Raw genomic sequence first — 24,155 nt, 5'->3', positions numbered from 1 at the left:
TCACGCACGGCGGGCAGCCAGAACAGCCCCGGGTTTACGGCTTGGGAAGGAAGCGTTCGGGGGCGAAGGCCCGCGGTGGCAAATCGCCCCGGCTGGCCCAGGCCGTGGCCAGCTTGGCCGTGGCGGCCGCCTGGGTCAGGCCCAGATGCCCGTGGCCGAAGGCGTAGAACAGCCGCTCGTCGGCCGGCGAGGGGCCGATGACGGGCAGAGAGTCGGGCAGCGAAGGGCGGCAGCCCATCCACTGCGCGCCGCCTTCGGTGCGCAGGCCGGGCAGCAGGCGCCGCGCCTTGGCCAGCATGGCGTCGGCACGGGCGTAGTTGGGTGCAGCCTCCAGGCCGGCGAACTCCACGGCCCCGCCGACGCGCACGCCGCCGGCAATCGGCGTGACGACGAAGCCATGGCCCGGGAAGGTCAGCTGGCGCCGCAGCGGGAAGGCGCCGGGCGGCAGCGTGGTGTTGTAGCCGCGCTCGGTCTCGAGCGGGAAACGCTCGCCCAGGCCGGCGGCCAGGCGGTGCGACCAGGGGCCGGCGCACAGCAGCACGCGCTGGGCCAGCAGCGGCGAACCCTTGCCCAGTTGCAGCAGCAGGCCGCGGGCCTCGGGCATCAGAGCCTGGGCATCGGCGCGCGCCAGCCGGCCGCCACGCGCGAGAAAGGCCTGGGCCAGGCTGCGGCACAGGCGCAGCGGGTCGTCGACGGTCTGCCAATGGGGCACGAAGACCGCATGCCGCAGCGCCGGGTCCAGGCCGGGCTGCAGTGCGGCGAGGGCGTCGCTGCCCTGCAGGTTCTGGAAGGCGATGCCGTGGGCGGCCCGCTGTGCCCAGCCGGCTTGCGCGGCCCGCCACTGCGCCTCGGAGTCGTAGAGATGCAAGTTGCCGCCGTCGCGCAGCTGGTCCTCGGCGCCGGCCAGGCGCAGCAGGGCCGGCCACTCGGCGGCCGACTGCGCCAGCAGGTCGGCCTGGGCCTGGGTGCTGGCGGCCACGCGCGCAGGCCGGCTGGCCCGCCAGAACTGCCACAGCCAGGGCAGCATGGCCGGCGCGTAGCGGGCACGCAGGCTCAGCGGGCCGAGCGGGTCGAGCAGCCAGCGGGGCGCCTGGCGCAGGATGCCGGGCGAAGCCAGCGGCAGCACGTCCGAGAAGGCCAGGGCGCCGGCATTGCCGCGGCTGGCGCCGGCGGCCAGCCGCTCGCGCTCGATCAGCAGCACCTGCTGGCCGGCCGCCTGCAGGCGCAGCGCGCAGGCCAGGCCGACGATGCCGCCGCCGATGACCAGCGTCTGCACCGCGCGCATGCTGCCCGCCTCCAGCGGCGGCAGCTGCTCCCAGTCCGATTCCAGCAATGGATCACCCTTCGCGCTTCGCGCTGTCCCGCCAAGCGGGAGCTGAGCCCCTTCGGGCGGCCGTGCGGGACTCATGCCTGCAGATAGCCCGTCTTGACCGTCGTGTAGAACTCGGCCGCCAGGCTGCCCTGTTCGCGGGAGCCCAGGCTGCTGGCCTTGCGGCCGCCGAAGGGTACGTGATAGTCCACGCCGGCCGTGGGCAGGTTGACCATCACCAGTCCGGCCTGGGCGCGGCGGCGGAAGGCCTCGGCGTGTTTCAGCGACTGCGTGCAGACACCGGCGGCGAGGCCGAACTCCGTGTCGTTGGCCAGGGCCAGGCCGGCCTCGAAGTCGGCCACGACCGTCAGGCTGGCCAGCGGGCCGAAGGCCTCGACGCGGTCCAGCCGCGTGCCGGGCCGTGCGGGCATCACGAGGGCCGGGGCCAGGAAATGGCCAGCGGTCGGCCGCACCGGGCGCTCGCCGCCGCACAGCACCTCGGCGCCCTCGGCCAGCGCGGCCTCGATCTCGCGTTCGACGTTCTCGCGCTGGGCCGCGTCGGCGCAAGGGCCGATCTGGGTTTGCGCCTCCAGCGCGTGGCCGACGCGCAAGGCGCGCGTCGCGGCGACGAGGGCCTCGCGAAAGCGCGCCGCGATGCCGGCGGTGACGATGATCCGGCTCGACGCCGTGCAGCGCTGCCCGGTCGAATAGAAGGCGCCCTGCAAGGCACAGTGCACCGCCTGGTCGAGGTCGGCGTCGTCCAGCACCAGCAGCGGGTTCTTGCCGCCCATCTCGAGCTGCAGCTTTTTCAGGCGCATCCCGCAATCGGCCGCCAGGCGCCGGCCCACGGCCTGGGAGCCGGTGAAGCTGATGGCCGCCACCTGCGTGCTGTCCACCAGCAGCGGGCCCGCCACCGCGCCACGCGCCAGCACCAGGTTGAACACGCCCGCCGGCAGGCCCGAGCGCTGGATGATGTCGGCCAGGGCCCAGGCGCTGGCCGGCGTGCGCTCGGCGGGCTTGAGCACCACGGCGTTGCCGCAAGCCAGCGCCGGCGCGACCTTCCAGGCCGGAATGGCGAGCGGGAAGTTGAAGGGCGTGATCAGGCCCACGACACCGAGCGGCTCCCGCGTGACCTCGACGCGCACACCGGGCCGCACCGAGTCCAGCAGCTGCCCGGCCTGGCGCAGGGCCTCGCCGGCAAAGAACCTGAAGATCTGGCCGGCGCGGCCGACCTCGGCGATGGACTCGGCCAGGGTCTTGCCCAGCTCGCGTGCCAGCAGCCGGCCCAGCTCCTCTCGGCGGGCCAGGATCTCGGTGGCGATGCGGTCCAGCACCTCGGCGCGCTGCTGCGGGCCGCTGAGGCCCCAGGCCGGCGCGGCTTCGGCGGCCGCGGCGATGGCCGCCTGCACGCCGGCGGCGTCGGTCTCGAAGGCGGTGCCGACCGGGTCGGCCGCATCGGAAGGGTTCTCGTTGGGCACGGCGGTGCCGCCCGGCCACCACTGGCCGGCAATCAGGCTGCGGAACTGCATGCTCAGAGGGCGGGCAGGGTCGGACGTGTCGCCAGCGCCTTGTGGATGACGGCCTCGACCTGGGCGCGGCGCTCGCCGGCCAGCGGCTGGCGGGGCGCGCGCACGCGCTCGTTGGACTGGATGGCCAAGGCCTCGGCGAGCTTGATGTTCTGCACCAGATAGGACGACACGTCGAGGTCCAGCAGCGGGCGGAACCAGCGGTAGATGCTCAATGCCTCAGCCAGGCGGCCGGCCTTGACGAGGCGGTAGATGGCCACGGTCTCGGCCGGGAAGGCGACGACCAGGCCTGCCACCCAACCCTGCACGCCGGCGCACAGGGCCTCGAAGGCGAGGTTGTCGACGCCGGTGAAGACGGCGTAGCGGTCGCCCAGGCGCGTCAGGATCTCGGTGGCGCGGCGGATGTCGTCGCTGCTCTCCTTGACCGCGACGAAGCGGCGGTCGTCGGCCAATTCCTCCAGCAGGTCGGTCGTCACGTCGACGCGGTAGGCGATGCGGTTGGAATAGATCATCACCGGCAGGTCGGCCGCCGCGGCGATGGCGCGCAGGTTGATGGCGGTCTCGCGCGCATCGGTGTGATAGATGGTGCTGGGCACCACCATCAGGCCGTCGGCGCCGGCGCGGGCGGCCTTCTCGGCCAGGGCGCAGGCCTCGCGCGTGCCGGCTTCGGCCACGGTCAGCAGGGCCGGCTTGCTGCCGGCGACTTCCTTGGCCAGGCGGAAGACCTGCAGGCGCTCGTCATGGCTGAGCATGGGGCCTTCGCCCAGCGAGCCGCAGGCGATCAGGCCGTCGCAGCCGGCCGCCATCTGCAGCGCGAAGCAGCGCTGCATCTCGGCGGCGTCCAGGCTGCCGTCTGCGTTGAACTTGGTGGTGACTGCGGGAAAGACGCCTTGCCACATGGTGTGGGTACTCCGGTTCGGTTGAAACTGGCGCGCAGCATATTGCATATTGGATCCAATCTGCAAGATTTTGGATCCAATCTGGAGAGCGGCCCGGGCCGCTGGTTCAAAATGATGGCCTCTTTGCCTGCGCCACGCCATGCCCGACACGCCCCTCACGCTCGCCCGCACCACGCCCGGCCCTTCGGCGGGCGACCAGGTCTACGAGGCCCTGCATCGCGCCATCATCACGGGCCAGTTCAAGGATGGCGAGCCGCTGCGCCAGGAGGAGCTGGCGCGCCAGCTGCACACCAGCCGCATCCCCGTGCGCGAGGCGCTGAACCGCCTGGAGCAGCACGGCCTGGTGCAGATCAAGCGCTATCACGGCTACACGGTGGCGGGGCACAGCCGCGCCGAGGTCGAGGAGCTGTGCCGCTTCCGCGCCCTGCTGGAAGGCGAGCTGATCTTGAACGCCGTGCCGCGCCTGGACGGCGCCGCATTGGCCGAAGCCAAGAAACGCTGCCAGGCGTTCTCGAAGGAGACCGACCCGGTGCGCTGGGGCGAGCTGAACCGCGACTTCCACTGCGCGCTGTATGCCCAGGCCGGCATGCCCCACCACCTGCAGGCCGCCGTGGCGGCGCTGGATCGCACCGAGCGCTACCTTGTCGACCAGCTGCAGCTGACCGACGGCCGGGCCCAGGCGCGCGCCGAGCACCAGGCCCTGCTCGAGGCCTGCGTGGCGGGCGACGCCAAGGCAGCGGCGCGGTTGACGCGCCAGCACATCCTGGGCGCCTGCGAGCGCTTCTCGGCCTATATGCAGGCGCAGGAAGCGCAGGTCGCAGCGCCCAAGCGGCGCAGCCGGAGCGCCTGAAAGTCTCTTCGGGCCGAGCGCCGGGCCGCCCCAAGCCGGCCCGCCTGGCGATGTGCTTGCGGCTCGATGCCGCAAGCATCGTCGTCCCCGCGGGGGACCGACTGGGCCTGCCCGCGTTCAGCGGCGCAGGACCGGGCGAGGGGCTCACATTCGTCTCGGGGACTTCCCGGGGGGCTGGCTTCTTGTGCCGATTTCCGCGCCGCGGCCGCGGCGCGCTTCAAGACGTTTGCGCGACGGATTTCTAACGTCCGGTGTGTCGGCCACCAGGGGGTTTCTGGTGGCGCTTCGACCCACCAGACAAAGAGGTCCTCTTGAAGACACCGCCCAAGACAACACCGCTGCTGGCGCGCAGCACCCTCGCCATCACCCTCGCCCTGCAGGCCCTGGCCAGCCAGGCCCAGCAGGCGCCCGCCGAGTCCAAGGATGGCAGCAAGCAGCTGGAGCGCGTCGTCGTCACCGGCTCCAACATCAAGCGCACCGACGCCGAGACCTCACAGCCGCTGCTGACCCTCTCGCGCGACGAGATCAAGGCCTCGGGCGCCCTGACCGTCGGCGAGGTGCTGGGCAACCTGACCAACAACGACGGCCGCGCCATCAGCGACCTCAGCGGCGCCAACTCCTGGGCCAGCGGCGCGTCGAGCGTGTCGCTGCGCAACCTGGGCACCGGCGGCACGCTGACCCTGCTCAACGGCCGCCGCCTGACGAGCTACGGCTTCGCAGACGGCCTGCAGCTGAACTTCAGCAACATCGACGCCATCCCCGCCAACCTCATCGAGCGTGTCGAGGTGCTGAAGGACGGCGCCTCGGCCATCTATGGCTCGGACGCCATCGGCGGCGTCATCAACATCATCACGACCAAGGACTTCCGTGGCCTGGGGCTGGCGGTCAGCGCCCAGCAATCGCTGCGGCACAGCTTCCTGGCCAAGGACCAATCCGGCTCGGCCACAGTCGGCCATGGCAGCCTGGACGCCGACGGCTACAACGTCTACGGCCACCTGGAGCTCTACCGCCGCGGCAGCTACAAGGACAGCGAGGTGCGCCCGCTGCTGCCGGGCTGGTACACCGAGCAGAACCCGGCCCGACTGCAGCAATCGTCGGGTTCCTTCCCTGGCAACTACAGCGGCCGCTACCCGGCCAACTACAAGGACCCGGCCCTGGCCGGCAAGAGCTTCACGACGCCGGCCCCCGGCTGCGCGCCGGAGAACCTCGTCGGCGGCGTCTGCCTGTACGACTACTGGAAGGACAGCGACGCCCGCCCCGCCACCGACCGCGTCACGGGCATGCTGGGCGGCCGCTACAAGATCAGCAACGACCTGACCGCCTTCACCGAGCTGCAGTTCGCCGACATCCGGGCCAAGTACTACACCAATGTGCCGCGCAGCCAGGCCGCCGGCACGGCGTCGACCTGGTACGACTCGCTGAAGGGCGAGCTGCAGAGCTTCAGCCACCCGGCCCTCCCGGTCGGCCATCCGCAGAACCCGTATGACTTCCCGGTCACGCTGGCCTACCGCTTCGTCGACAACCCCGAGATGTTCAAGAACGTCGGCGCGTCCCTGGACCATCGGCTGGTCGCGGGCGTCGAAGGCCAGCTTGCGGGCTGGGACATCGACGCCGCCGTCGGCACCATGGGCTCGCGCGCCACGCAGCGCCAGCACCTCTATCTGGACCGCTATGGCTATGCCGAGGCCATCACCAGCGGTGCCTACAAGTTCGGCCAGGTCAACTCGGCCGAGTTGCTGAACAAGATGTTCCCGGAGATGGGCTCGACCGGCCACTACCGCCAGCAGTTCATCGACTTCAAGGGCTCGCGCGAGATCGCCCAGCTGCCGGCCGGCCCGCTGATGATGGCCGTGGGTGCCGAGCTGCGCCACGAGGACTTCTTCCACCGCAGCATGGACAACATCTTGCAGGCCCGCATCGTCGGCTTCTCGGGCGTCAACATCGAGGGCAAGCGCGACACCGCCGCCGTCTTCACCGAGTTCGCGGCACCCATCACCAGGCAGCTGGAAGCCACGCTGGCCCTGCGCGGCGACAAGGTCTTCAACGGCTTTGGCGCCATCACGCCCAAGCTGCAGCTGGCCTACCGGCCGGCCAGGGCCCTGCTGCTGCGCGGCACGCTGACCCAGGGCTTCCGCGCGCCCAGCCTGCCCGAGACCGGCAATGGCGGCGCTTCCTGGTTCAACAACAGCCTGAACGATCCCAAGCGCTGCGAAACCGCTCGCGCGCTGCGCGATGCGCTCAAGACCGGCAACGCCGCCGACCAGATCGAGGCCAACCTCGCCTTCAACTCCGGCTGCTCGGTCAGCTTCCCGTCCAGCGTCACGCCCAACCCCGAGCTGCGTCCCGAGCGCTCCAACAACGCGTCCATCGGCTTCGTGCTGCAGGCGCTGGACAACGTCAGCGTCTCCGTCGACTACTACTCGATCAAGCGCCGCGACGAGATCGGCACGCCCGACATCGCACAGATCCTGCAGAACGAAGGCCAGAACCCCGGCCTGGTGCCGCGCGACGCGGTCTCGGTGCAGGACGGCCTCTGGTCGGCGCGTGCCAAGGAGCTGACGGGACAGACCATCGCCGTCCAGTCCGGCTCCATCCGCACCATGCGGCTGCAATACCGCAACCTCTACAAGACCCAGGTCAGCGGCTTCGACGTCGACCTGCGCAGCCGCTGGGGCCTGGGTGACTGGGGGCGGCTGGACGTCAACCTGGAGGCCAATATCCAGTCCAGGCTGCTGTACTGGGATACCGATGCCCAGTCCTGGCGCGTCAACCGCATCGGCTACAACGGCGTGCCGCGCGAGCGCATGGTGCTCAAGGCCAACTGGACCCGCGGCGACTGGAAGCTGGGCAGCCGCGTCAACTACAGCAGCGCCACGAAGCTGGCCTGGGACGAGTGGGACGACGACTACTACCAGGCCCAGGGCTGCGCGGACCGCGGCGAGCCGGCGAGCCACTGCCGCGTCAGCAGCTGGACCAGCACCGATCTGTGGCTGCAGTACACCGGCATCAAGGGCTGGGCGCTGTCGGCCAATCTCTTCAACGCCTTCAACGAGCAGCCGGCCGTCTTCCGCCGCCCCGCCGGCCTGCCCAATCTGAACGGCCGTGTGCTGAAGCTCAGCGCGGAGGTGAAGTTCTGATGCGCGCCCTTGCCTTGCTCCTGGTGGCGAACCTCGCCGCCGCGGCGACGCCGCCGGCCGACATGGCCGACCCCTACCGCTGGCTGGAGGACGTCGACGGCGAGCGCGCCCTGACCTGGGTGCGCGGCCAGCAGCCGACCCTCGCGCCCGTGCTGCAGACGCCCGGCTTTGCCAGGCTGGAGTCGGAGCTGGCCGAGGTGATGGCCTCGCCGGCGCGGCTGGCACCGGCCGCCCAGCTGGGCCGCCATGTCTACAACTTCTGGCGCGATGCCGAGCATCCGCGCGGCATCTGGCGCCGCAGCGCGCCCGAGGACTATCTGAAAGGCCAGCCACGGTGGGAAACCGTGCTGGACGTGGACCAGCTCGCCAAAAGCGAGGACGAGCGCTGGGTCTGGGCCGGGGCGAACTGCCTCGCGCCCCAGGCCCGGCGCTGCCTCGTCTCCCTGAGCCGTGGCGGCGGCGATGCGCATGTGATGCGCGAGTTCGACACCGTCGAGCGCCGCTTCATCACGGCCGGCGAGGGCGGCTTCACCCTGGCCGAGGCCAAGGGCGGCGCGGGCTGGGTCGATGCCGACACGCTGGGCGTCTACACCGACTTCGGCGCTGGCAGCCTGACGCGCTCGGGCTACCCGCGCCAGCTGAAGCTGTGGAAGCGCGGCGCGCCGCTGGCCGAGGCCAGGCTGCTGCTGGAAGGCGGCATCGATGAGGTCGGCCTGTGGGCCTGGGGCGAGCACCTCGGCGGCCGCCAGCAGTTCGTGCTGGAGCGCCGCACCAGCTTCTTCGCCGGCAAGCAATACCTGCTGCGCGATGGCAAGCTGGTCGAGTTGCCCAAGCCCGACGATGCCCAGGTCAACCTGTTCGGCCAGCAAGCCCTGGTCGAGCTGCGCTCCGACTGGCGGGGCTACCCGGCAGGTGCGGTCATCGCCACGCCCCTGCAAGCCTGGCTGGACGGCAAGCCGAAGTTCACGCTGCTGCACGACCCCGAACGCGATGGCGCCCTGCAAAGCCTGGTGCCGCTGCGTGATGCGCTGCTCGTCGTCAGCATGCGCGACGTGCGCCAGCACCTCACCGAATGGCGCGCGGCCGGCCATCAATGGCAGCGCCGCGCGGTGCCTGCCGGTGAGCTGGAGAGCCTGTCCGTCATGGCCCTGGCCGGGCAGACGTCCAACCGCTATCTGCTGACGCGCAGCAGCTTCCTGGAGCCGGCGCGCATGGAGTCGGCCGAGGCTGGCAAGCCCAGGCGGCAGACGCTGCAGCAGCTGCCCGCCTTCTTCGACACCCAGGGCCTGGAGGTGCGCCAGCTGCACGCCAGGTCCGCCGATGGCACGTCCATTCCCTACTTCATCGTCGCGCCCACCGGCCCCGCGCCGGAGGGCGGCCGGCCCACGCTGCTCTACGGCTATGGCGGCTTCGAGATCTCGATGCGGCCGGCCTACAACGGCATCCTCGGCCGCGCCTGGCTGGCGCGGGGCGGCGTCTATGTGCTGGCCAATCTGCGCGGCGGTGGCGAGTTCGGCCCGCGCTGGCATCAGGCGGCATTGCGCGAGCAGCGCCAGCGCAGCTTCGACGACTTCATCGCCATCGCCGAGGACCTGCAGCGCCGCGGCATCACGCGGCCCGACAAGCTCGGCATCATGGGCGGCAGCCTCGGTGGCCTGCTGACTTCGGTGGCCATGGTGCAGAGGCCCGAGCTGTTTGGCGCGGTCGTCAGCCAGGTGCCGCTGACAGACATGCGCCGCTATCACGAGATGCTGGCCGGTGCGTCCTGGATCGAGGAATACGGCAACCCCGACATCCCCGCGCAATGGGACTACATCGGCAAGTACTCGCCGTATCACAACGCGGCCGCCGGCAAGCGCTACCCGCCGGTGCTCTACACCAGCTCGACGCGCGACGACCGCGTCCACCCCGGCCACGCCCGCAAGATGGTGGCGCGGCTGCAGGAGCAAGGCCACGAGGTGCTGTACTGGGAGAACACCGAGGGCGGCCATGCGGGTGCGTCGACGCCCGCGCAGCAGGCGCGCCTGTGGGCCCTCAGCTACGGCTTCCTGCAACAGCGGCTGATGCCGCCCGCACCCTAGCGGGGTGCGTGCAGTTGGCGGTAATGCGACGGCGTCAGCCCCACCGTGGCCTTGAACTGGCGAGTGAAGGCGCTCTGGTCGGCATAGCCGCAGTCCAGCGCCAGCTCGGCCATGCTGACGGCTTGCGGCGCCGCCAGTCGCGCCCGCGCTGCGTTCACCCGCACCTGCACCAGCATCTCGCGCGGCGTCAGCTGGAAGACGCGGTGGAACATGCGCTCCACGCGGTCCGGGCTGAGGCCAGCCTCACGCCCCAGTTCACCCAACTGCAGCGGTTCGGCAAAGCGCGTGCGGATGCAGGCGGCAATGCGGGCGATGCATTGGTATTGCGGGTGGCTGTGGTCGGGCAGGCCGAGGTCGCGCGACAGGCCCGCCACGCCCGCCACGCGGCCCGTCGCGTCGCGGATGGGCAGCTTGTGGGTCAGGCACCAACCGGCGCGCAGGTCAGGGTAGACATGCAGCTCCAGCTGGCGGTGCAGGGCCTGGCCGCTGGCCATGACCTGGCGGTCCTGGTCGAGAAAGGCCTCGCCCATGGTTGCCGGGAAGAGGTCGCGCGCGGTGCGGCCCAGCAGCTCCTCACGTCGCGCCAGGCCGCAGCGCCGCCACAGGCTGCGGTTGGCGCTGCGGTAGCGGCCGGCGCCGTCCTTCACGAAATACACCACGTCGTCCAGCGGCTCGAACAGGTGCTCGAGCAGGCGCAGCGCGTCCTGCCCCAGATAGGCCACCTCGTCGAGGGCCAGCGCAGCGGCATCACTCATCCCACCACCTCATGGACCACATGACTTCCTTCGACGCGGCGCTGAGCGCCTTGCCCGACCTGCGCCCCGGCGTGCAGCCCATCCAACCCGACGAGTACCGCCAGCGCCTGCGCCGGCTGCAGGCCCTGCTGCGCGCCGCCGGTCTGCAGGCCCTCTATCTGCATGCCGGCAGTTCGCTGCGCTACTTCATGGGCACACCCTGGTATCCCAGCGAGCGCCTGCTCGGCGCCCTGGTGCCGGCCGAGGGCGAGCCCCTCTACATTGCCCCGGCCTTCGAGCGCGACGCGCTGATGGACCGCTGGGGCCTGGCCGCGCCGTTGCAGCTCTGGGACGAGCACGACGACCCCTGGGCCCTGCTCGCGCGGCTGACGACGGGCCTGCCCTGCGGTGGCAACGGGCTGGCGCTGGACGGCAGCCTGCCCTTTCAATTCGCCTGGCGTCTGCAGCGGGCTGCGCCCGGACTGGCGCTGGTGGACGGCAGCGACCTCATCGCCGCGCTGCGCATGCGCAAATCCGTCGCGGAGATTGCGCTGTTGCAGCGCGCCTTCGACATGACGCTGCGCGTGCAGCAGGCTGCGCGCTCGGTGCTGCGCACAGGCATGGACACGCGCGAGGTGGAAGACTTCATTGACAGTGCACACAAGCGCATCGGCGGTGGCGGCTCGCGCTTCTGCATCGTGCTGTTCGGCCAGGCGACCAGCTATCCGCATGGCGTCAAGCATGCCCAGGTGCTGCGCGACGACGATGTGGTGCTGATCGACTGCGGTTGTTCCGTCGAGGGCTATGCCTCGGACCTGACGCGCACCTATGTGCACGGCCGGGCCAGCGCCGACGTGAAGCGCATCTGGGCCATCGAGCAGCAGGCCCAGGCCGCGGCCTTTGCGGCGGCGCTGCTTGGCACGCCCTGCGAGGCGGTGGACGATGCGGCGCGCGCGGTGCTGGAGAGCCATGGCCTGGGGCCGGGCTATGAGCTGCCCGGCCTGCCGCATCGCACCGGCCACGGCGTGGGGCTGGACCTTCACGAGCATCCTTACCTCGTGCGCGGCAACGTCCAGGCGCTGGAGATCGGCATGTGCTGCAGCAACGAGCCCATGATCGTCGTGCCCGGGGCCTTCGGCGTGCGGCTGGAGGACCACTTCTACATGACGGGTCAGGGGCCGCGCTGGTTCACCCAGCCCAGCCCCAGTCTGGATTTCCCGTTCGGTTGACATGCCAGCGGCTCAGAAGCCCCAGCGCATGGGGTCGGCCGGGTCGAACACGACCTGGGCGTCCAGCGTCAAATGGGCGCGGCCGCGGATGAAGGGGTGGATGGCGCCGTTTTCCCCCATCTCGTAGCGGGCCTCGAACACCGAGCCGATGACCGACTCCTGGCGCCAGACGGCGCCCGGGGCCAGCTCGCCGTCGGCCGCCAGGCAGGCCAGCTTGGCACTCGTGCCGGTGCCGCAGGGCGAGCGGTCATAGGCGGCGCCAGGGCAGAGCACGAAGTTGCGGCCGTCATTGGCGTCGTCGGCCGGCGGGCCGAGCAGCTCGATGTGATCGATCTCGGCGCCACCAGCGCCAGTGATGCCGGCCTTCTGCAGTGCTGAACGAAGGGCCAGCGCGTAGGCGGTCAGCGCCTGCGTGCGGTCGGCGCTGAGCGCTTGGCCGTGGTCGCTGCAGAGAAAAAACCAGTTGCCGCCCCAGGCGATGTCGCCGTGCACGGTCTGGCCGTCTTCCAGCGTCACGGCGACCTGCCGCTTCAGGCGGTAGGACGGCACATTGGCCACCGTCACGGTGCCATCGTCATGCAGCGTGGCCTGCACGGAACCGACCGGTGTGGCGAGGCGCAGCAGCCCGGGGGCTATGAGGCCCAGATGGCGCAACGTTGCGACGACTCCAATGGTGCCGTGGCCGCACATGCCGAGGTAGCCGACGTTGTTGAAGAAGATGACGCCCCAGTCCTCGCCGGGCTCGCGCGGTGGGCACAGCCAGGCCCCCACCAGCACCTCGGAACCGCGCGGCTCCAGGATCAGCGCGCGGCGCCAGGCGTCGTGCTCGTCGCGCAGCCGCGCCAGCTTCTCTGCCATGGAGCCGGTGCCGAGGTCGGGCCCGCCGCTGACGAGGGTGCGCGTGGGCTCGCCGCCGGTATGGGAATCGATGATGCGCGCGCTGTCGTTCATGCCAAGCTTGATTGGATCCAATTATTGGATCCAATATACAAGCATTGACGCGTGCGTTCACCCAGGCTGAATCCCAGGTGAGGAAAGTGAGGGTGCCGGGCCGCCGCCCGGTGTCGGTCAGCGAGCGCTGAGGACGGTGCCGCTCTTGCCGCTGGCGGTCTCGGCCAGCATCAGCGCCAGTCGGCGCAGTGCGGCCCAGGGATCGCTGGGCCAGTTGGGATGGCGCAGGCCCTTGACGAGGCCATCGCAGACCTGGGCGGCCTGCACCAGGGCGCCGGCCTGGACGCTGTCCAGACGCGGCGCGATGCGCTCGATGAGTCTCTCCTTGGCGCCCCAGACGCGGGCTTCACGCATCGCCATCGGCAAAGGTCGGCCGGCGTCCAGCGCGGCGCGCACGCGAGCGAGGGCGCGGGCGTCCTCCGCGAGGTTCCAGTGCACCAGCACGGCGGCCTCGCCCTCGGCCTCCAGGCCGTCCAGCATGCGCAGGATGCGCGGCACGGCGCCGGACAGCACGGCCTCGCTGAGCTTGAAGACGTCGAAGCGCGCCACGTCCAGCACGGCGGCCTCGATCTGCTCCAGCGTCAGCTCGCCCTTGGGGTGCAGCAGCGCGAGCTTCTGCAACTCCTGGTGAGCGGCCAGCAGATTGCCCTCGACACGGTCGGCGAAGAAAGCCAGCGCCTTCTGGCCATCTTCGCCCTCGGGCACCGATTGCCCCTGGGCTTTCAGGCGCTGGGCCAGCCAGGCCGGCAGCAGGCGGCGTTCCACCGGCTCGACGCGCAGCGACACGCCGTTGCCATCCAGGGCCGTGAACCAGGCGCTGCTGAGCTGCGTCTTGTCCAGGCGCGGCAGGGTGACCAGGGTCAGCACATCGTCGGGCGCGGCTTCGGCATAGCGCTGCAAGGCCTCGGAGCCGTCCTTGCCGGGCTTGCCGCCCGGGATGCGGATCTCGATGAACTGGCGTTCGGAAAACAGGCTCATGGCCTGGGCAGCGGCCATCACGGGCGCCCAGTCGAAATAGGCGCCGGCGACGGTGAAGATCTGGCGCTCGCCGAAGCCTTGCGCCTTGGCGGCGGCGCGGATCTGGTCGGCCGCCTCCTGGGCGAGCAGGGGCTCGTCGCCGTGCACCGTGTAGATGCGGGCCAGGCCTTTGCTCAGGTGGGCAGCGAGGCCCTCGGCACGCAATTGCATCAGTTCTGCAGCTTGACCGCGGCGAGGCGGCGCATGACCTGGGCGATGGCGTCGGAATGCATGGCGCCATAGAGGTTGGCGGCCTCCTGCTCCTTGGCCAGGGCCGTGGTCTCGGTGTAGTTCATGTCGCGGCTCAGGCGCAGCTCGACCTTGGGCACCAGCAGCTCGCTGCTGGCCGTGCGGATCAGGTAGTCGAACTGCAGGCGCAGCTGGAATTCACGCACCTGGCCGACGCTGGTGGACGCGACCACGGTGCGGTCACGGTACTCGCGCAGGGCCTCCAGCACGACCTGGGCGCGCGCCGGGTCGTCCACGAGCTGGACCGGCGTGCGCTTGATCTGGCGCTTGAGCCCCAGGGCCAGCGGCGACTCGGGCGGGAAGCCGGTCAGGGCCAGCGTTTGAAAGGACAGCACCGGTTCACGGCGCAGCTCGAAGCCGCAGCCGGCGAGGGCTGCGAGGCCCAGGAGCGCGAAGCGGCGGTTCATCAGACGACGATGTTGACGAGGCGACCCGGCACGATGACGACCTTCTTGGGCGCCTTGCCTTCGCTGAACTTGATGAACTCAGGGTTGGCCAGGGCCGCGGCTTCGATGGCGGCCTTGTCGGCAGCTGCCGGCACCTTGACCGAACCGCGCAGCTTGCCGTTGACCTGCAGCATCAGCTCGATCTCGTCCTGCACCAGGGCGGCTTCGTCCACCGTTGGCCAGGGCGCGTCGAGCAGGTCGCCGAGTTCGGCGGCAAAGCCCAGGTCCTGCCAGAGCTGGTGGGCGATGTGGGGCGTGGCGGGGTAGAGCACGCGCAGCAGCACCGAGAAGCCGTCGCGCACGGCGGCCGATTGGCCCTCAGCCTTGAAGCCTTCCAGCGCATTCAGCAGCTTCATCGCGCCGGAGACGACGGTGTTGTACTGCATGCGCTCGTAGTCGTAGCTGACCTGCTTGAGCACGTTGTGCACCTCGCGGCGCAGGGCCTTGCCGTCGCCGTTCAGCGCGGCGTAGTCGGCGCCGCCGGTCTTGATGGCGTCGGCGTTGCGCGCGCCGAAGTTCCAGACGCGCTTCAGGAAGCGGTGGGCGCCTTCGACGGCCGCGTCGTTCCATTCCAGCGTCTGCTCGGGCGGGCTGGCGAACATGACGAAGAGGCGGGCCGTGTCGGCGCCGTACTGGTCGATGAGAGCCTGCGGGTCCACGCCATTGTTCTTGGACTTGGACATGGTCGTCATCTCGTACTCGAGCGGCGTGCCGTCCTTCTTCAGCCTGGCGCCAGTGATGCCGCCCTTGTCATCGTGGATGACGTCGATCTCGTGGTCCCAGTAGTAGTCCTTGCCACCGCCCTCGGGCTTGTGGAAGAACGCGCCCTTGAGCACCATGCCCTGGGTCAGCAGCTTCTCGAAGGGCTCGCTGATGGTGACCAGGCCGAGGTCGCGCATGGCCTTGGTCCAGAAGCGCGCGTACAGCAGGTGCAGGATGGCGTGCTCGATGCCGCCGATGTACTGGTTCATGCCAACCCGGCCAGGGTTGGCCTTGTCAGCCCCCATCCAGTACTCGGTGCCGTCCGCGACCATGGCCTGGTCGTTGGTCGGGTCGCAGTAGCGCATGAAATACCAGGACGAATCGACGAAGGTGTCCATCGTGTCCGTCTCGCGCTTGGCCGGCTTGCCGCACTTGGGGCAGCCGACGTTCAGGAAGGCGGCGTGCTTGTTCAGCGGATTGCCGCTGCCGTCCGGGATCAGGTCCTCGGGCAGCACGACGGGCAGGTCCTTCTCGGGCACGGGCACGACGCCGCAATCATCGCAATGGATGATCGGAATCGGCGTGCCCCAGTAGCGCTGGCGGCTGACGCCCCAGTCGCGCAGGCGCCAGGTGGTCTTCTTCTCGCCCAGGCCCTTCTCGGCCATCAGCTCGGCGACCTTGTTGACGGCATCGACATGGCCCAGGCCGTCCAGCACGCCGGAGTTGATGCAGCGCGCCTTGGGCTTGTCGCCGTACCACTCGGCCCACTTCTTGTCGTCGTAGGCCTGGCCTTCGACGTCGATGACCTGCTTGATGGGCAGGCCGTACTTCAGCGCGAAGGCGAAGTCGCGCTCGTCGTGCGCCGGCACGCCCATGACGGCACCGTCGCCATAGCTCATCAGCACATAGTTGCCGACCCAGACCTCGACCTGGGCGCCGGTAATCGGGTGGGTGACGAACAGGCCCGTGGGCACGCCTTTCTTGTCCTGCGTGGCGAGCTCGGCCTCGGTGGTGCCGCCGGCCTTGCATTCCTCGATGAAGCGGGCGACCTCGGGCTTGTCCTTGGCCGCGACGGTGGCGAGCGGGTGCTCAGGGGCCACGGCGCAGAAGGTGACGCCCATGATGGTGTCGGCGCGGGTCGTGAACACCCACAGGCGGCCGCCGCCGCCTTCGATGCTGTGCGGGAAGGCGAAGCGCACGCCCTGGCTCTTGCCGATCCAGTTCTCCTGCATCAGGCGCACGCGCTCGGGCCAGCCGGACAGGTAGTTGGGATCTTCAGGATTGGCGACGGCCGACAGCAGCTCTTCGGCGTACTGCGTGATCTTCAGGTAGTAGCCCGGGATCTCGCGCTTCTCGACCAGGGCGCCGGAGCGCCAGCCGCGGCCGTCGATGACCTGCTCGTTGGCCAGCACGGTCTGGTCCACCGGATCCCAGTTGACGACCTGGGTGCGGCGCTCGGCGATGCCCTTTTCCAGCATCTTCAGGAACAGCCACTGGTTCCACTTGTAGTAGCTGGGCTGGCAGGTCGCGACCTCGCGGCTCCAGTCGATGGCCAGGCCCATGGCCTGCATCTGGCCCTTCATGTGGGCGATGTTGGAATAGGTCCAGGCGGCCGGCGGCAGCTTGCCCTTCATGGCGGCGTTCTCGGCCGGCAGGCCGAAGGCGTCCCAGCCCATGGGCATGAGGACGTTGAAGCCCTTCATGCGCAGCTGGCGGGCCAGCATGTCGTTGATCGTGTAGTTGCGCACATGGCCCATGTGCAGCTTGCCCGAGGGGTAGGGCAGCATGGAGCAGGCGTAGAAGTGCGGCTTGCTCGCGTCTTCGGTGACGCGGTAGGCGTCGCGCTCCGTCCAGTAGGCACGGGCGGCGGCTTCGATCTCGTTCGGGTTGTAGCTGGGCGCTTCGGTCTTGGCGTTCATACGCCAAATTGTATGGGTCGCCCCTCTGGCGACCCTTCGGTCACGGCGCGGAGGCGGACGCCTGGGCGACGAAGGCGATGCGGTTCAGCCCGGCGGCCTGCACCCAGCCGATCAGCTCGGCGACCTGGCCATAGGGCACGGCGCGGTCGGCACGCAATTGGACTTCGAGTTGCGCGTTGGCGCGGCCGAGTTCCAAGATGCGCTGCTGGAAGGCTTTGGCATCCAGTTCGTCGTCGCCCAGATGCAGCTTGCCATCCGGCGTGATGGCCACGGCGATGAAGCTGGGCGCGTCGCTGGGCGTCGCGGCTTCGCTCTTGGGCAGGTCCAGGCGCAGCGAGGCGGTCATCAGCGGCGCGGTGATCATGAAGATGACCAGCAGCACCAGCATGACGTCGATCAGAGGCGTCATGTTGATGTCGCTCATCGGGCGCGAACCCTCGAGCTTCTCAAGACGGCCAAACGCCATGTCAATCCGCGTCGAGCAACTCGCGCAGGTCGTGCGCAAAGCCTTCGAGGTCGGCCTCGCAGGCGGCCACCATCTTGCCGAAGACGTTGTAGGCCAGCACGGCGGGAATGGCCACCGCGAGGCCGGCGGCCGTCATGATCAGTGCCTCACCGACCGGTCCGGAGATTTTCTCGATGGTGATGTTGCCGGCCGCGGAGATGCTGGCCAGCGCGTGGTAGATGCCCCAGACGGTGCCGAACAGGCCCACGAAGGGGGCCGTGGCGCCGATGGAGGCCAGCAGCACCTGGCCGAACTGCAGCTTGGCCAGCACGGCGTGCAGGGCGTCGCGCAGGCGGCGGGTCAGGCGGGATTCACGCCTGCCGGCGGCCTCCAGCGTGGCGCCGCGGGTCTCGGCGGTGGCGGCGTCCAGCAGCGGCAGCAGCAGGCCTTCGGTGTCGAAGCTTTGCAGTGCGTTGCGGCCCTCGGGCACGCCGGCCGCGGACCAGAAGGCCGGCACGGCACGCACGAGGCCGCGGCGGGCGCGGCGCAGCAGCCAGGCCTTCCACAGGATCAGCGCCCAGGCGCTGACCGACATGGCCAGCAGCAGCAGCGCGACGGCGCGGCCGACCAGGTCGCTTTGGGCCCAGAAGTCCGCGAAGCCGCCCATATCAGCTGTTGAATCCGAGCACGTCGTTCATGCCGAACAGGCCGGCTTTCTTGCCACCTGCCAGGAAGCGCGCGCAGCGCAGGCTGCCCTGGGCGTAGATGCCGCGGTTGCTGGCCTTGTGGCTGACCTCGATGCGCTCGCCGATGCCGGCGAACAGCACAGTGTGGTCGCCGATGATGTCGCCGCCGCGCACGGTGGCGAAGCCGATGGTGGACGGGTCGCGCACGCCGGTGACGCCTTCGCGGCCATAGACGGCGCAGGCCTTCAGGTCGCGGCCGACGGCGTCGGCGACGACCTGGCCCATCTGCAGGGCGGTGCCGCTGGGCGCGTCCACCTTCATGCGGTGGTGGGCCTCGACGATCTCGATGTCATAGCCCTCGTTCAGCGCGCGGGCGGCCATGTCCAGCAGCTTGAGCACGACGTTGACGCCGACGCTCATATTGGGCGCGAAGACGATGGCAGTGCGCTCGGCGAACCGGCCGATCTCGGCCTTCTGAGCCTCGTCGAAGCCGGTCGTGCCGATGACGGCCTTGACGCCCAGCTCGGCGCAGACGGCCAGATGGGCCAGCGTCGCCTCGGGGCGGGTGAAGTCGATCATCACGTCGGCGCCGGCCAGGCCCGCGCGGACGTCGTCGCCCTTGTCCAGCGTGACGTGCAGGGCGCAGTCGTCGGCGGCCTCGACGGCGTCGATCAGCATCTTGCCCATGCGCCCGGAGGCGCCCATGACGGCGACCTTGATCACGAACCGGATCCCGTCTTGGCGTCCAGCGGCGGATAGGTGCGACCCGGGGCCGGGCCCTCGGCGGCCGCGGTGGGCGCAGCCTCGGCGCTCTTCTTGGGCGGCGGCAGGGCGCCGCGCTCGGCCTCGCTCAGCTCCAGCTTCGGGCTCTTGCGGTCGGGCTTGAAGGTGTTGATGGCGGCGACGAACTCGTTCTCGGCCGGCAGGTCGTCGGGAACCGTCAGTTCCTTGAGCTTGTCGCCGTCGAAGGTGGCGACCACCAGGCGCTGCTGTTCCGGGGCGCCCTGGCGGCGGATCGTGAAGACATAGTCCCAGCGCGACTCATGGAAGATGTCGGTCAGCAGCGGCGAGCCGAGCAGGTCGCGCACCTGGGCCTTGGGCATGCCGGGCTTGACGCGGGCGACCATCTCCTTGGTCAGCACATTGCCCTGGACGACCTCGACGCGGTAGGGCGTCAGCACGCCCAGCACCTTTTCGCCGGTGACGGAGGGGATGGAACCCCAGGTGGGCAGATAGGAACAGCCGCCGAGCAGCGCGAGCAGCGGGAGAGAGGCAAGCAGGGGACGCATCGGGCAGCTGGCTGAAAGGCGGCAAGGGGACGGAAGGCGCCCGCCGAAAGCTCGGCTGGCTATGATCGGGCGGATTCTAGCGGGGCCCCTTGTCGGGGCGCCGGCCCACGCGCCATGCCTTCCTCCGTCAAAGACCAGACCAGCGACATCAAGAACAGCGGCCTCAAGGCCACGCTGCCACGCATCAAGATCCTCGAGATCTTCCAGCGTGCCTCGCAGCGACACATGACCGCTGAAGATGTTTACAAGGCTTTGCTCGGTGAAGGCGCCGACATCGGCCTGGCGACCGTCTACCGCGTGCTGCAGCAGTTCGAGCAGGCCGGCCTCTTGAGCCGCAATCATTTCGAGACCGGCAAGGCCGTCTACGAGCTCAACGAAGGCCATCACCACGACCACCTTGTCTGCCTGAACTGCGGCAAGGTCGAGGAGTTCTTCGACCCGGGCATCGAGGAGCGCCAGCACAGCATCGCGAGCCAGCGCGGCTTCCAGCTGCAGGAGCACTCGCTGGCGCTCTACGCCACCTGCATCAAGGCCGACTGCCCGAACAAGGCCTGAGCGGCCGCCGTCCGGCGGCATCAATCCATCGAGCCGTTGTCGATGGCGCGCTGGTGGCGCTCGACGAATTCCTTGTAGGTGTCGATACCGCGCAGCTGCAGGATGGTGTTGCGCACGGCGGCCTCGACCAGCACGGCGAGGTTGCGGCCGGCGTCCACGGCGATGACGACCTTGCGCACCGGCATGCCCAGCACGTCCTCGTAAAGGGGCTCGTAGGGCAGGCGCTCGAAGTCGCGCTCCATCGTCTCCTTGCGCACCAGGTGGACGATGAGCTTCAGGCGCATCTTGCGGCGCACCGCCGTCTCGCCAAAGATGGACTTGATGTCCAGCAGGCCGATGCCGCGCACTTCCAACAGGTTCAGCAGCAGCTCGGGGCAGCGGCCCTCGATGGCGGTCTGGGCGATGCGGAAGAAGTCGACCGCGTCGTCGGCCACCAGGCCATGGCCGCGCGAGATCAGCTCCAGGCCGAGTTCGCTCTTGCCCAGGCCCGATTCGCCAGTCAGCAGCACGCCCAGGCCCAGGATGTCCATGAAGACGCCGTGGCGGGTGGTGCGGTTGGCGAACAGCTGGGACAGATAGCCGCGCACCAGGTCGATGACGTGGCCGGCCGACTCGTTGGTGCGGAACAGCGGGATCTCGGCGCGGTCGCACATGGCCACCAGGCGGGCCGGCGGCACGGTGTCGTCGGCCACGATGATGACCGGCGGCTCCAGCGTGACGATGCGCGAGATGCGCCGGTCCTGGATCTCGGTGCTTTCCTGGCTCAGATAGGCCACCTCGCGGCGGCCGACGATCTGCACCCGGTAGGGATGGATGTAGTTCAGGTAGCCGACCAGGTCGGCGGCGCTCTGCGCGTCGCGCACGGCGGCTTCGTCGAAGCGGCGCTCGGGGTGGGCGTGGCCGGCGATCCACTCCCAGCGCAGGGCCTCGCGGTGCTCTTCAAAGAGGCGCTCGGCGCTGATCGAGGTCGGTTTCATGGAGCCCCTCGGCTGCCGGGTACGTCAGCCGGTCCCCCGAGGGGACGACTGGCCGGCTTGGGGCGGCCCGGCACTCGGCCCGCTATCAAGCCATCGTCATAGGGTTTACGCGAGGCGCCAATCAGCGGCATCAAGCGACGGACTTCAGCGGCTCCCAGGCCGCGATCAGCTTGTGCAGGGTGGCGGCGTCGGGTTCGGCCTTGAGCTGCTCGCGCAGTTCGCGGTCCGACAGCATCTCGGCGATCTCGGACAAGATCTCCAGATGGCGCTGGGTGGCCGCCTCGGGCACCAGCAGGAAGATCAGCAGGCCGACGGGTTCGTCGTCCGGTGCGTCGAAGCCGATGGGCTGGTCCAGACGCAGCACGGCGGCCAGCGGGTTCTTCAGTCCCTTGACGCGGCCGTGCGGGATGGCGACGCCATGGCCCAGGCCGGTCGAGCCCAGGCGCTCGCGGGCGAACAGGTTGTCGGTGACCAGCGCGCGGCCCATCTGGTGATGGTTCTCGAACAGCAGACCTGCGTGTTCAAAGGCGCGTTTCTTGCTGGACGCATCCACATTCACCAACACATTGTCGGCGGGCAGGATGGCGGCGAGACGGTTCATGGGCTGAGGCCAAGCTTTCGGGGGCGCCTGATGGGCGCGGCCGCTGCCGGGCTGGTGGGTCAATCAGAGCGTCAGATTATGGAACCCAGCGCCGTTTTGGGGTGGGCGGCAGACCCTAGACCCGTGGAAAACGCCGCCTCGCACCCCTGAATGCGGGTTTTTGCGGCACTGCAGCAACAACCGATTGCCGCTCAGGGGCGCGGATTGCGCATCGCAAAAAACAAAAGCGGCCCGCAGGCCGCCGTGGTTGAAGCGGGGGTGCTTCAGCGTGCGGGTACCTCGAGGCGCTTGGCCGAGGCGTGGTGGTGATCCTGCACCTTGTCCTTGTGGCGGCAGACCTGGCGGTCCAGCTTGTCCATCAGTTGGTCAATGGCGGCGTACAGATCCTCGTGGGACTGCTCGACAAAGATGTCGCGGCCCTTCACGTGCAGCGTGACTTCGGCGCGCTGGCGGCGTTCCTTCTCCTTTTGCTTCTCTACGGTCAGCAGGACGTTGATATCAACAACCTGGTCGAAGTGGCGGGTCACACGGTCCAGCTTGGTTAGCACGTACTCGCGCAGAGCCGGGGTGACTTCGAGATGATGGCCACTGATCGTCAGATTCATAAAGCCTCCTTTCAGAGGGATGGGACGGAAAACAAACCAGAAAACTGAGACGAAAGGGGGAGGAGGGAGGAGGGGTCTTTCGGGTAGCGGAGGTGGGTGGGAGTGGGGAAATCGACGAGTCCAGTTTGCTCGCGAAGCCGCTGCGTGACAAGGGGATGACGGTGACCGTTTGTCGGCTGGAGGGCCTCGTTTTCGCGGCTTCTTTCACGTCTTGCACGGGTGCAATAATCCGCGGCTATTCCCCCTACGGAGAGCTTCTTGGACAGCGATCACCCTCGGTGACCGTCCACTCCCGCTGCCGGCCCTGCTGAGGCCCGCCCGCCCGGAGTGAGACGGTTGACCTGCCCCGCCACCCCGGACGGCGCCTGCCGTCGTCCCTCTCGCCAGTCTGGCCAGCGCTGCCAGGAGACGATGCATGCTGAATGTGTTCACGCTGGACAACGGGCGCCTGAAGGGCGGCCTGTTCCAGGAAGAAATCGAAACCGCCGAGGACCTGGCCCAGTCGCGCCCGGTCTGGGTCGATCTGGAGAGCCCGAGTTCCGAGGAAAAGGGCTGGATCCGCGACCGCTTCGGCCTGACCATCCCCGAAGACATCGTCGACGAGGACCTGGAGGAGTCGGCGCGCTTCTACGAGGAAGACAACGGCGAGCTGCACATCCGCTCCGACTTCCTGATCGAGGGTGATGACGGCCCCGACGGCAAGTCGGCGCGCAATGTGCGCGTGGCCTTCATCCTCTTCAACAACGTGCTGTTCTCGGTTCACAACGAGGACCTGCCGGTGTTCCGCCTGCTGCGGCTGCGCGCGCGCCGCATCCCGGCCTTGATCGAGGACGCCAAGGACGTGCTGCTCAAGCTCTACGACGCCGACGCCGAGTACTCGGCCGATGTACTGGAGGGCATCTACGACAAGCTCGAGTTGGTGAGCGCCCGCGTGCTGAAGAGCGACGTGACCGACGCCGAGGCCGGCGAAGTGCTGTCGGCCATCGCCCGTGAGGAAGACTTGAACGGCCGCATCCGTCGCAACGTGATGGACACGCGCCGCGCGGTCAGCTTCATGATGCGCAGCCGCATGCTCAACGCCGAGCAGTTCGAAGAGTCGCGCCAGATCCTGCGCGACATCGACTCGCTGGACTCGCACACGGCCTTCCTGTTCGACAAGATCAACTTCCTGATGGACGCCACGGTCGGCTTCATCAACATCAACCAGAACAAGATCATCAAGATCTTCTCGGTGGCCAGCGTGGCCCTGCTGCCGCCGACGCTGATCGCGTCCATCTACGGCATGAACTTCAAGAACATGCCCGAACTGGAAGCGCCCTGGGGCTATCCCTTCGCCCTCGTGCTGATGCTGATCTCGGTCGCCGCCCCCTTCATCTACTTCCGCCGCAAGGGCTGGTTGAAATAGACCACCCCTACGCGCTGACGCGCGCCCCTCAAGGGGCTGAGCCCGGACACAAACAGTCCTGAGGACTGTTTGTGCCTGGCGAAGGACAAGGCCTCTGGCCTCGGCAACTGCCAGTGGCCCGGCAAAGCCGGTTCCACGGCAGTCGCTGGGGAAGGCACTACGAATCGAAAAAGGGCCTGCGTCTTGTGGACGCAGGCCCTTGGTCATAAAAGCGGTCGCTGCAACGCCTCGAAGCCAACGAGGGAGGGAGGGAGGAGGAGGAGAACGGCTTGCGAGATTGCTGCTCTGAAACTCAGAGAGGTTGCGCGACCTAAATTCCTGGTTGAACGGACAGTGAGGGATCGAGCTGGGCTCGGGTTTTCACCGAGTGTGTAGCCTGAGAGTGGGCACCGAATACGGAATTCCAAGGGGCTGTACCGGGTTCCTGTGACGATTGTTGTCCTCGTCGCCGGGTGTTCCGTGCCCTGCACCGGCGCCAGCGCGGGAATACAAACAGTAGGACGTGTAAGCCGCTTTGTCGAATATTTCCAGGGGTGTCCAGCA

21 protein-coding genes are annotated in these 24,155 nt (G+C 69.0%); 6 read left to right on the top strand and 15 right to left on the bottom strand.

What is annotated here, in order from left to right:
* Nucleotides 1–34: 34 nt before the first annotated feature.
* The 3 genes from AC07OY_RS10140 to AC07OY_RS10130 all read right to left on the bottom strand — a co-directional run bounded on the left by AC07OY_RS10140 (nt 35) and on the right by AC07OY_RS10130 (nt 3,734).
* A complete protein-coding gene (locus tag AC07OY_RS10140; RefSeq protein ID WP_495042441.1) occupies nt 35–1,333 on the bottom strand; it encodes an NAD(P)/FAD-dependent oxidoreductase in 1,299 nt (432 codons plus the stop codon).
* Nucleotides 1,334–1,404: 71 nt separating this feature from the next.
* Nucleotides 1,405–2,838 (bottom strand): aldehyde dehydrogenase family protein, encoded by a 1,434-nt coding sequence (locus AC07OY_RS10135; protein ID WP_495042440.1) that lies wholly within the window; start codon nt 2,836–2,838, stop codon nt 1,405–1,407.
* Nucleotides 2,839–2,840: 2 nt separating this feature from the next.
* The gene (locus AC07OY_RS10130) at nt 2,841–3,734 is read right to left on the bottom strand and encodes a dihydrodipicolinate synthase family protein (RefSeq protein WP_495042439.1); all 894 of its coding nucleotides are present in this window, start codon (nt 3,732–3,734) and stop codon (nt 2,841–2,843) included.
* 139 nt (nt 3,735–3,873) lie between these two features.
* On the opposite strand from AC07OY_RS10130, the gene AC07OY_RS10125 reads away from it, so the two are divergent.
* The 3 genes from AC07OY_RS10125 (at nt 3,874) to AC07OY_RS10115 (ending at nt 9,802) form a co-directional block, all read left to right on the top strand.
* On the top strand, nt 3,874–4,584 hold the full coding sequence (locus AC07OY_RS10125; protein ID WP_495042438.1) for a GntR family transcriptional regulator: 711 nt from the start codon (nt 3,874–3,876) through the stop codon (nt 4,582–4,584).
* A 311-nt stretch (nt 4,585–4,895) separates the two neighbouring features.
* The gene (locus tag AC07OY_RS10120) at nt 4,896–7,721 is read left to right on the top strand and encodes a TonB-dependent receptor plug domain-containing protein (protein WP_495042437.1); all 2,826 of its coding nucleotides are present in this window, start codon (nt 4,896–4,898) and stop codon (nt 7,719–7,721) included.
* Nucleotides 7,721–9,802 carry a prolyl oligopeptidase family serine peptidase gene (locus AC07OY_RS10115; protein WP_495042436.1) on the top strand — a complete coding sequence of 694 codons (2,082 nt, stop codon included), beginning with the start codon at nt 7,721–7,723 and terminating at the stop codon, nt 9,800–9,802. The genes AC07OY_RS10120 and AC07OY_RS10115 overlap by 1 nt, the downstream gene beginning before the upstream one ends.
* Here AC07OY_RS10115 and AC07OY_RS10110 read toward each other — a convergent pair.
* Nucleotides 9,799–10,557 (bottom strand): AraC family transcriptional regulator, encoded by a 759-nt coding sequence (locus AC07OY_RS10110; RefSeq protein WP_495042435.1) that lies wholly within the window; start codon nt 10,555–10,557, stop codon nt 9,799–9,801. The genes AC07OY_RS10115 and AC07OY_RS10110 overlap by 4 nt on opposite strands.
* A gap of 11 nt (nt 10,558–10,568) precedes the next feature.
* Here AC07OY_RS10110 and AC07OY_RS10105 point away from each other — a divergent pair, with 11 nt between their 5' ends.
* Nucleotides 10,569–11,765 (top strand): M24 family metallopeptidase, encoded by a 1,197-nt coding sequence (locus AC07OY_RS10105; protein WP_495042433.1) that lies wholly within the window; start codon nt 10,569–10,571, stop codon nt 11,763–11,765.
* Nucleotides 11,766–11,777: 12 nt separating this feature from the next.
* On the opposite strand, the gene AC07OY_RS10100 is transcribed toward AC07OY_RS10105, so the two are convergent.
* The 8 genes from AC07OY_RS10100 to AC07OY_RS10065 form a co-directional block, all read right to left on the bottom strand.
* Nucleotides 11,778–12,716 (bottom strand): 4-hydroxyproline epimerase, encoded by a 939-nt coding sequence (locus tag AC07OY_RS10100; protein WP_495042432.1) that lies wholly within the window; start codon nt 12,714–12,716, stop codon nt 11,778–11,780.
* 117 nt (nt 12,717–12,833) lie between these two features.
* Complete coding sequence (gene holA / locus AC07OY_RS10095) at nt 12,834–13,904, bottom strand: DNA polymerase III subunit delta (RefSeq protein ID WP_495042431.1); 1,071 nt, start codon at nt 13,902–13,904, stop codon at nt 12,834–12,836.
* The gene (locus tag AC07OY_RS10090) at nt 13,904–14,389 is read right to left on the bottom strand and encodes an LPS-assembly lipoprotein LptE (RefSeq protein WP_495042430.1); all 486 of its coding nucleotides are present in this window, start codon (nt 14,387–14,389) and stop codon (nt 13,904–13,906) included. The genes holA and AC07OY_RS10090 overlap by 1 nt, the downstream gene beginning before the upstream one ends.
* Nucleotides 14,389–17,049 carry a leucine--tRNA ligase gene (leuS, locus tag AC07OY_RS10085; protein WP_495042429.1) on the bottom strand — a complete coding sequence of 887 codons (2,661 nt, stop codon included), beginning with the start codon at nt 17,047–17,049 and terminating at the stop codon, nt 14,389–14,391. The genes AC07OY_RS10090 and leuS overlap by 1 nt, the downstream gene beginning before the upstream one ends.
* Nucleotides 17,050–17,089: 40 nt before the next feature.
* Nucleotides 17,090–17,515 (bottom strand): ExbD/TolR family protein, encoded by a 426-nt coding sequence (locus AC07OY_RS10080; protein ID WP_495042428.1) that lies wholly within the window; start codon nt 17,513–17,515, stop codon nt 17,090–17,092.
* Nucleotide 17,516: 1 nt separating this feature from the next.
* Nucleotides 17,517–18,161: a MotA/TolQ/ExbB proton channel family protein gene (locus AC07OY_RS10075; RefSeq protein WP_495042427.1), complete on the bottom strand. Its 645-nt coding sequence runs from the start codon at nt 18,159–18,161 to the stop codon at nt 17,517–17,519.
* A gap of 1 nt (nt 18,162) precedes the next feature.
* Nucleotides 18,163–18,903, bottom strand: coding sequence for a 4-hydroxy-tetrahydrodipicolinate reductase (gene dapB, locus AC07OY_RS10070; protein WP_495042426.1), 741 nt, complete (start codon nt 18,901–18,903; stop codon nt 18,163–18,165).
* A complete protein-coding gene (locus tag AC07OY_RS10065) occupies nt 18,900–19,469 on the bottom strand; it encodes an outer membrane protein assembly factor BamE (protein ID WP_495042425.1) in 570 nt (189 codons plus the stop codon). Before AC07OY_RS10065 ends, dapB begins: the two co-directional genes overlap by 4 nt.
* 114 nt (nt 19,470–19,583) lie before the next feature.
* Here AC07OY_RS10065 and fur point away from each other — a divergent pair, with 114 nt between their 5' ends.
* The gene (gene fur / locus AC07OY_RS10060; protein WP_495042424.1) at nt 19,584–20,024 is read left to right on the top strand and encodes a ferric iron uptake transcriptional regulator; all 441 of its coding nucleotides are present in this window, start codon (nt 19,584–19,586) and stop codon (nt 20,022–20,024) included.
* Nucleotides 20,025–20,044: 20 nt separating this feature from the next.
* Here fur and hprK read toward each other — a convergent pair whose 3' ends face one another.
* The 3 genes from hprK to hpf all read right to left on the bottom strand — a co-directional run bounded on the left by hprK (nt 20,045) and on the right by hpf (nt 22,207).
* On the bottom strand, nt 20,045–21,001 hold the full coding sequence (hprK, locus tag AC07OY_RS10055) for an HPr(Ser) kinase/phosphatase (RefSeq protein ID WP_495042423.1): 957 nt from the start codon (nt 20,999–21,001) through the stop codon (nt 20,045–20,047).
* A gap of 130 nt (nt 21,002–21,131) precedes the next feature.
* Nucleotides 21,132–21,602 (bottom strand): PTS IIA-like nitrogen regulatory protein PtsN, encoded by a 471-nt coding sequence (gene ptsN, locus AC07OY_RS10050; RefSeq protein ID WP_495042422.1) that lies wholly within the window; start codon nt 21,600–21,602, stop codon nt 21,132–21,134.
* Between the two features lie 263 nt (nt 21,603–21,865).
* On the bottom strand, nt 21,866–22,207 hold the full coding sequence (gene hpf / locus AC07OY_RS10045) for a ribosome hibernation-promoting factor, HPF/YfiA family (protein ID WP_056200061.1): 342 nt from the start codon (nt 22,205–22,207) through the stop codon (nt 21,866–21,868).
* A gap of 415 nt (nt 22,208–22,622) precedes the next feature.
* Between hpf and corA the strand changes: the two genes are divergently transcribed.
* Nucleotides 22,623–23,612, top strand: coding sequence for a magnesium/cobalt transporter CorA (gene corA, locus AC07OY_RS10040; protein ID WP_495042421.1), 990 nt, complete (start codon nt 22,623–22,625; stop codon nt 23,610–23,612).
* Nucleotides 23,613–24,155: the final 543 nt, after the last annotated feature.

Source organism: Roseateles sp. GW821-FHT09H10 (assembly GCF_059415865.1).
This window is presented reverse-complemented; position numbering and strand designations above follow the sequence as displayed.